Raw genomic sequence first — 6682 nt, forward strand, 5'->3', positions numbered from 1 at the left:
GCCGCAGCGACCCGCAAAAAGAAGGAAGACAGCCATGCCTTGACCCCAGCCTGAGCCGAAATCCATAATCAGAGGTGGCTCACTTCTCGATGGAAAACCCGGCTCAGTTCTGGGTGGAAATCAACAATCAGGCTTCTGGCCTTCAATTCGGTCAGGAAAGCGTTGATCTGCACGCGCGGCTTGGCCCGTCGCACGGCCATGAACCTGGCAACGTCGGTTTCGTCATCCCCCAATGTCACGATTTCCTTGTGCCGGAAGACGGCGTCGCCCAGCACAAGGACCGGAACGTCATGGTGCATGGCGGAAAAGGCTGATGTCGAATTGATCACGATCATGCCGCTGGCTTTTGCTGTCAGATCGCCGATGCGCCCGGTCCGAAGAACAATCAACCGATTGCGAGGAATTCCGAACTGCCGCGCCTTTTTGCGAACCAGATGCTTCATGGCCGAACTGCGGCGTTCCAGCGGGTGCAGCTTGAAGACGATCTTCTGGCAGCAGCCGGCGCTGCTTGCGGCGCGCAACACGGCGTCTATCAGCCGGTCTGTCGTCCAGCCGCGTGCCGCCGTTACGAGCTGGCTGTCGCTTGTGACCTGAAGCGGGACCAGCAGATAGCCCGGAGACTGCCGGAGCACTCGCCGCGTCGGATATTCTGTAAGCCTCGCGGCAACGCGACCCAGCATGTGGGCCGCCCAGCCGAGAGATAGGGGAAGGATCCGTTCCCTCTGGCGGTGGTACAGATGTTCCTCGGTCTCTTTTGACGCCAGATCGCGCATCAGGTAATAGATCGCCCCCCAGAGGCACATTGCCACAAAGGAAAAGCGGCTGTTGCAGGGGGATGGGCCTGCACCATCTTGTGGGGCAAATGTCTGATTTGATCGCCACCGCGCCATCGGGGAATGCTGATTGTTCCCGCCCGCTTCGCAACTGGCGTATCCGGCGCGCAGATAACCTTCCTCAAGGCTGACAACGGGAATTCCGTTCATCTCTGCTACCTCTCGGGCAACTCGATGTATCGGGCGATTGCAGCCAAAAAGAATGATCGCATCTGGTCTGCGATTGGCAATTTCAGCTTTGAGCCAGCTTGCCCACTCGGGCAGCGTTCCGGCAAATCGGATACAGGAGCGGCGCCGCGCGAAGACCTGGTCACCAAAGTTGAAGATCACGCGCCTTACATCATATCCAGATGCCACCAAAGCATCCTGCAGTTCGGTAAAAAAAGGGACCCACAGGACCCTGCAGCAGAAGGATCCTTCTGGGGCAATGCCCCGACTTTCCTAATGTCACCAAGCCTGAGGCAGCGTGCGAAGGAGCGGTGTGGGTCGGCCATTCAAGCGTAGGGGGACGGCAATCGGCAGTCATCGCGCAATTCCAATCAAGTCAGACGGATTTGGCGGCGCGCGGCCCAGTCAGCAAGTGGAAGGATTGGCCCTTTCTTGCGAGATCGCAGGAAACCAATTGAAAGAGATACGCAGAAGATACGCTGACTTTGCGGTGTATGTGGTACTTCAAGCCGGAAAGAAGCTGATGACCGCGCGGCCGCACATTGCCACCGCACCCCGCGATATGAAGCCCGCATTTCACTCTCAACACACCTTCATAACGCAGCCCACCCGATATTAAATCAGTTCAGCACTTCTTCAAGCCCATCCAAGGACTTGTTATACCCACAACGCTCTGACGTCGAGGACGCAACGGATAGCTCTGGACAGCCATCCCGGCCTGATGCGGCCGTTTGGTTCGAATCCAATTAGCGCACAAGTTTGGGGGGGTCAACGGCTTTGCTCCACAACCCTGACGGTCAAGAAGCCACCTTGTGAAGCCGTCATCCTGTCCCACGGAGTGGCGTAGCTGCCGCTTGGTCGAAACTCGAACGGGAAAGGGAAAGGTACGCCTCAGGTGTGAAGTGCGCAGCAGCATATTGCCCCGTTGCCACGCGTGCCCTACGGCTTGCAGGATCTGGGCGGGTTCAACCCCCTGCTTCCGGAAAGGCCACGGCTCACCAACCCGTTGGGGGGTGTCCCGACACTCACAGCCAACCAATCCGATGATTTGCCCCCTTCGTCGCTGCAATTCCTCACGTCTGCCCTTTGCCGGTCGGGGTGCCCCCGTGCTGCCGCGTGAAACGTCTCGGCGGCGGATCCGTCAGCTTGACATCCAGGGCGCTTGACCTTGACCATGCACCTGCCGAACTCTGGCATCCCGGGTGGGTGGACCACCCTCGCAACATGAGGTGCGGCCAGTGGCCGATACTCTGGTTTCTCATGACAGGCTTCGGGCTGTCTGCAACCCGTCGGACTTCACGTTCGAGACGACAGCGGATCTGGCCGCGCTGAAGGGCCCTGTGGGCCAGGACATCGCTGTCGAGGCGATCCGCCTTTCGGCGGAAATGCGCCACCCCCGGTTCAACCTGTTCGTCTACGGACCCGAGGGTTCGGGTCGCCATTCGACGGTGCTGCGGATCCTTCAAGATGTAGCGGCCACCCGACCCGAGCCTGACGACTGGGTCTACGTCAACAACTTTGCCGATCCGGACAAGCCGCTGGCGATCCGCCTTCCCCCAGGCGAAGGCCCCCGGCTTCGCGATGCCGTCGCGGCCCTGGTCGAGGATCTGGCCAGCCGGATTCCGGCTGTTCTCGTCTCGGAAGACTGCCAGACGCGCCGTGCAGCCATCGAGCAGGAATTCGCCGCGCGCCACGAAGCCGCCTTCAACGCCCTTGTCGAAAGCGCCCGCAAGCGGAATGTCGCCATCATGCGGACGCCCATGGGGTTTTCCCTGGCCCCGATGCACGCCGGCGAGGTTCTGAAGGCCGAGGCGATGGCTGCCATGCCCGAGGCCGATCGCGCGCGGATCGAGGCCGATGTCCAGGCGATCCATGAAGAGCTGGAGGATTTCCTGGCCTCGCTTCCCGAACTGGGCCGCGAACAGCGCGAGGCCATGGCCGATCTGAACGCGCGCATGGCGGAAAGTGCCGTCAAGTCGGCAATGTCGCGCATGAACCGCAGCTATGCCCGACTGCCCGAGGTGCAGTCCTTCTTTCAGGCCCTGCGCCAGGATTTCGTCGTGAACGCAGACCTGTTCCTGTCGTGGGAGCGCAGCGGTGCCGAGGCACCCTTCCCGCGCGGCCCTGCCGCCCTGCACGATGACCCGCGCTTTCACCGCTATGCCGTGAATGTCGTCACGACGCACGAAAAAGGGGCGGGCGCCCCGGTCATCGTCGAAACGATGCCGACCTTGGCAAATCTTTCCGGCCGGATCGACTACATGTCCCAGCAAGGGACGCTCGTCACCGACTTCACCCTCATCAAGCCGGGCGCGCTGCATCGCGCAAATGGCGGGTTCCTGCTGCTGGATGCCAGGCGCGTGCTGTCCGAACCCTTCGCCTGGGATGCCCTGAAGCGCAGCCTCGAGACGCATGAGATCCGGATCACCACCGCCGCCGACCGGCTTGGCCTGATCGCGACCACGACGATGGAGCCGCAGGCCATTCCCCTGGACGTGCGGGTGGTTCTTGTCGGCGACCAGCAGCTGCTTCTACTGCTGTCGGAACTGGATCCCGACTACGGCCAGTTCTTCCGCGTCGCGGCCGAGTTCGCCGACGACATGACCCGCGATGCAGGGTCGATGGAGCTTTTCGCAAGGATGCTCGCCACTGTCGGCGCCCAGGAAGGGCTGCGCCCGGTAGCCCGCGACGGCGTGGCCGCGCTGATCGAGGCCTCGTCCCGCGCGGCGGAAGACCAGCAGAAGATCTGCCTGCGGACGGGCGAGGTTCTTGACCTGATGCGCGAGGCCGATCACCTGGCCGGCAGGGACGGGGTCGGCGCCATCACCGGTGCCCATGTCGCCGCCGTGATCGCGTCGCGGGAACGCCGGCTGGGACGCACCCGCGACCGCCTGCTGGAGATGGTCAGCGGCGAAAGGATCCTGATTTCGACCACCGGCAGCGTCGTCGGGCAGGTCAACGGGCTGACCGTGGCGGACATCGGCGAGCTGCGCTTCGGAATGCCGGTGCGCATCACGGCACGGGTGCGGATGGGATCGGGCCGTGTGGTCGATATCGAACGCGAAGCAAAGCTGGGAGGGCCGATCCATTCCAAGGCGGTCCTGATCCTGTCGGGCTTCCTGGCTGCGCGCTATGCGCCGGATGTGCCGCTTTCGCTCTGGGCTTCGCTGGTTCTGGAACAGAGCTATGGCCGGATCGAGGGCGACAGCGCCTCTCTGGCCGAACTTTGCGCCCTGATGTCTGCCCTGGCGGATGTTCCCATCTCGCAATCCTATGCGGTGACGGGATCGGTCAACCAGCTGGGCGACGTGCAGCCGGTCGGTGGCATCAACGAGAAGATCGAGGGGTTCTTCCGGGTCTGTGCCGAAAAGGGGCTGACAGGTCGGCAGGGCGTCGTGATCCCGCGGGGAAACCTTGGGAACCTGATGCTGCGTGATGAGGTCGTGAACGCCGTCGCGTCCGGCCGGTTCCAGATCCATGCCGTTTCCCATGTGGACGAGGCAATCTCACAGCTGACCGGGTTGCCGGCGGGCAGGCGCACCATGAACGGCGAGTTCGAGTCGGGCTCGATCAACGCCAATATCGAGGTGCGCCTGCTGGATTTCGCCGAGGCACGGGCAGGGCAGGGCGACCTTTCGGCGGAACAGGGGGCCGCCGATGGCTGAACTGACACTCCGGCGTCGGCTGGGGTTGGCGAACGTCGTGCTTTACGGGCTTGGCGTGACGATCGGGGCCGGGATCTACGCCCTTGTGGGCAGCACGATTTCCCTCGCCGGCATCCATGCACCGGTCGCCTTTGTCCTGGCCGCGCTGATCATGGTCTTTCCGGCTGCCTGCTTTGCCGAACTTACCGGCCGCTTTCCCTTTGCGGCCGCCGAGGCGCGCTTCGTGCGCGAAGGCTTCGGATCGCGCACCCTGTTCGTCGCGGTCGGGCTTGGCGTCGCGACGATCGGTATCGTTGCTGCCGCAGCCATCGCGCACGGGGCCGTCAGCTACCTTTCCCGTGTCATCGACCTGCCGCCCACCCTGTTGCTGGCGTTCGTGATCTGCGGCTGCGCGACTGTTGCATCGCTGGGCATCAAGTCCTCTACCGGAATAGCCGGCGCGATGACTGTGGTGGAGATCGGCGGCCTTGTGCTGATCATCGGCGGGGGATTCTGGGCCGGAAAGGATATCCTCGGCCAGGCTGTGCAGGCCGTGCCGGCAACCCTGTCTTTGCCCGTCTGGAGCGGGATCATGGCTGCAAGCCTTCTGGCCTTCTTTGCCTTCATCGGTTTCGAGAACATCGACTCGATCGCCGAGGAAACGACCAGCCCGCAGCGGACCCTTGCGACCGCCATCTTTCTGACCCTGCTGATCACGACGGTCCTGTATCTGGGGGTGGTCCTGACTGTCCTTGCCACCAACGATCTGGCAGACATCACATCCCATCCGTCCCCGCTGACGCTGACCTTTACCCGCAACACCGGGTTGCCCGAGATCGTGCTGGTCGCGATTGCGACGGTCGCCACGCTGAACGGTATCATCGTCCAGATCCTCATGGCTGGAAGGGTCATCTACGGTATGGCCAGGGATGGAGAGTTGCCCGTTGGCCTGGCACGGTTGTCCGCGCGGACCGCCACGCCGGTGCGCGCCACGGCCCTTTGTGCCGGTGTCGCGCTGATCATGGCGCTTGCGCTGCCCATCGTCGAACTTGCGGAACTGACCTCGGCAATCACGCTGTTGGTCTTTGCCCTTGTCTGCCTGTCGCTCGCCCGCATCAAGGCTCGGGGAACCCCGGTGCCCGAGGGGACATTCCAGGTCTATCGCTGGGTGCCGCCGACCGGGGCAATCGTGTGCCTTGGCCTGCTGGTGGCCGGCGTCCTGTCGGAAATCTGAGTGAGCTACGCGGGACCGATGGCGGGGCAGGGGAGCATGCCCGTGCCGGCCGATTCCCTTCCGCGTCGCCGCCCGGCCGATAGGTCGCCGGCATGACCTGCATCAAATACACAGGCCCGGGCGCGGTGCATTCTTCGATGGCAGATCCTTTCGGTGCGTCAGACACATCAGTCTGTCGGGGCAGCCGGTGATCTTCACGCAGGATTGGGGGGGGGAAGATGGCCAACATCATCGCTGCGAGGGCACCCACAACAGGGGACATGCCGTCTTTGCCCACCGGTTGGCAGGCGGCCCGGTCGCGACTGGCGGGATTGCCCGGCGGCGGGCTGAACATCGCACACGAAGCGGTTGACCGGCATGTGGCTGCTGGCCACGGCGGGCAGGCGGCGCTGATCTGGCTTGGCCGCGAGGGGCAGCGCCAGATCCTGACCTATGCCGATCTTGCCAGCCAGGCCGCGCGCTTCGCCCATGTCCTGCGCACCAACGGCATTGCGCCAGGGGAACGGATGTTCCTTCTTTCCGGTCGGGTGCCCGAACTTTACGCCGCCACCCTTGGCGCGATGAAGGCAGGGGTCGTGGTCAGCCCTCTTTTCGCGGCCTTCGGTCCCGAACCCGTCCGCGCCAGGATGGAGATCGGCGGCGCCGCCGTCCTGGTCACGACGGTCCAGAACTATGCGCTGTTGATTTCCACCCAGAACTGAGCCGGGTTTTCCATCGAGAAGTGAGCCACCTCTGATTATGGATTTCGGCTCAGGCTGGGGTCAAGGCATGGCTGTCTTCCTTCTTTTTGCGGGTCGCTGCGG

The 6682-nt window shown here is 63.3% G+C and carries 4 protein-coding genes; 3 read left to right on the plus strand and 1 reads right to left on the minus strand.

The window, feature by feature from the left end:
- Positions 1–68: 68 nt before the first annotated feature.
- Positions 69–1163 (minus strand): capsular polysaccharide export protein, LipB/KpsS family, encoded by a 1095-nt coding sequence (locus EYB42_RS16975; protein WP_167851059.1) that lies wholly within the window; start codon positions 1161–1163, stop codon positions 69–71.
- Between the two features lie 1076 nt (positions 1164–2239).
- Here EYB42_RS16975 and EYB42_RS16980 point away from each other — a divergent pair.
- The 3 genes from EYB42_RS16980 to EYB42_RS16990 all read left to right on the plus strand — a co-directional run bounded on the left by EYB42_RS16980 (position 2240) and on the right by EYB42_RS16990 (position 6580).
- Positions 2240–4666, plus strand: a complete 2427-nt coding sequence (locus EYB42_RS16980) for a Lon protease family protein (protein WP_135451265.1) — start codon at positions 2240–2242, stop codon at positions 4664–4666.
- A complete protein-coding gene (locus EYB42_RS16985) occupies positions 4659–5879 on the plus strand; it encodes an APC family permease (RefSeq protein ID WP_135451266.1) in 1221 nt (406 codons plus the stop codon). Before EYB42_RS16980 ends, EYB42_RS16985 begins: the two co-directional genes overlap by 8 nt.
- 260 nt (positions 5880–6139) lie before the next feature.
- Positions 6140–6580, plus strand: coding sequence for an AMP-binding protein (locus EYB42_RS16990; protein ID WP_205910012.1), 441 nt, complete (start codon positions 6140–6142; stop codon positions 6578–6580).
- Positions 6581–6682 lie beyond the last annotated feature (102 nt).

The organism is Tabrizicola caldifontis (assembly GCF_004762095.1).
GTDB classification, from domain to species: domain Bacteria; phylum Pseudomonadota; class Alphaproteobacteria; order Rhodobacterales; family Rhodobacteraceae; genus Tabrizicola; species Tabrizicola caldifontis.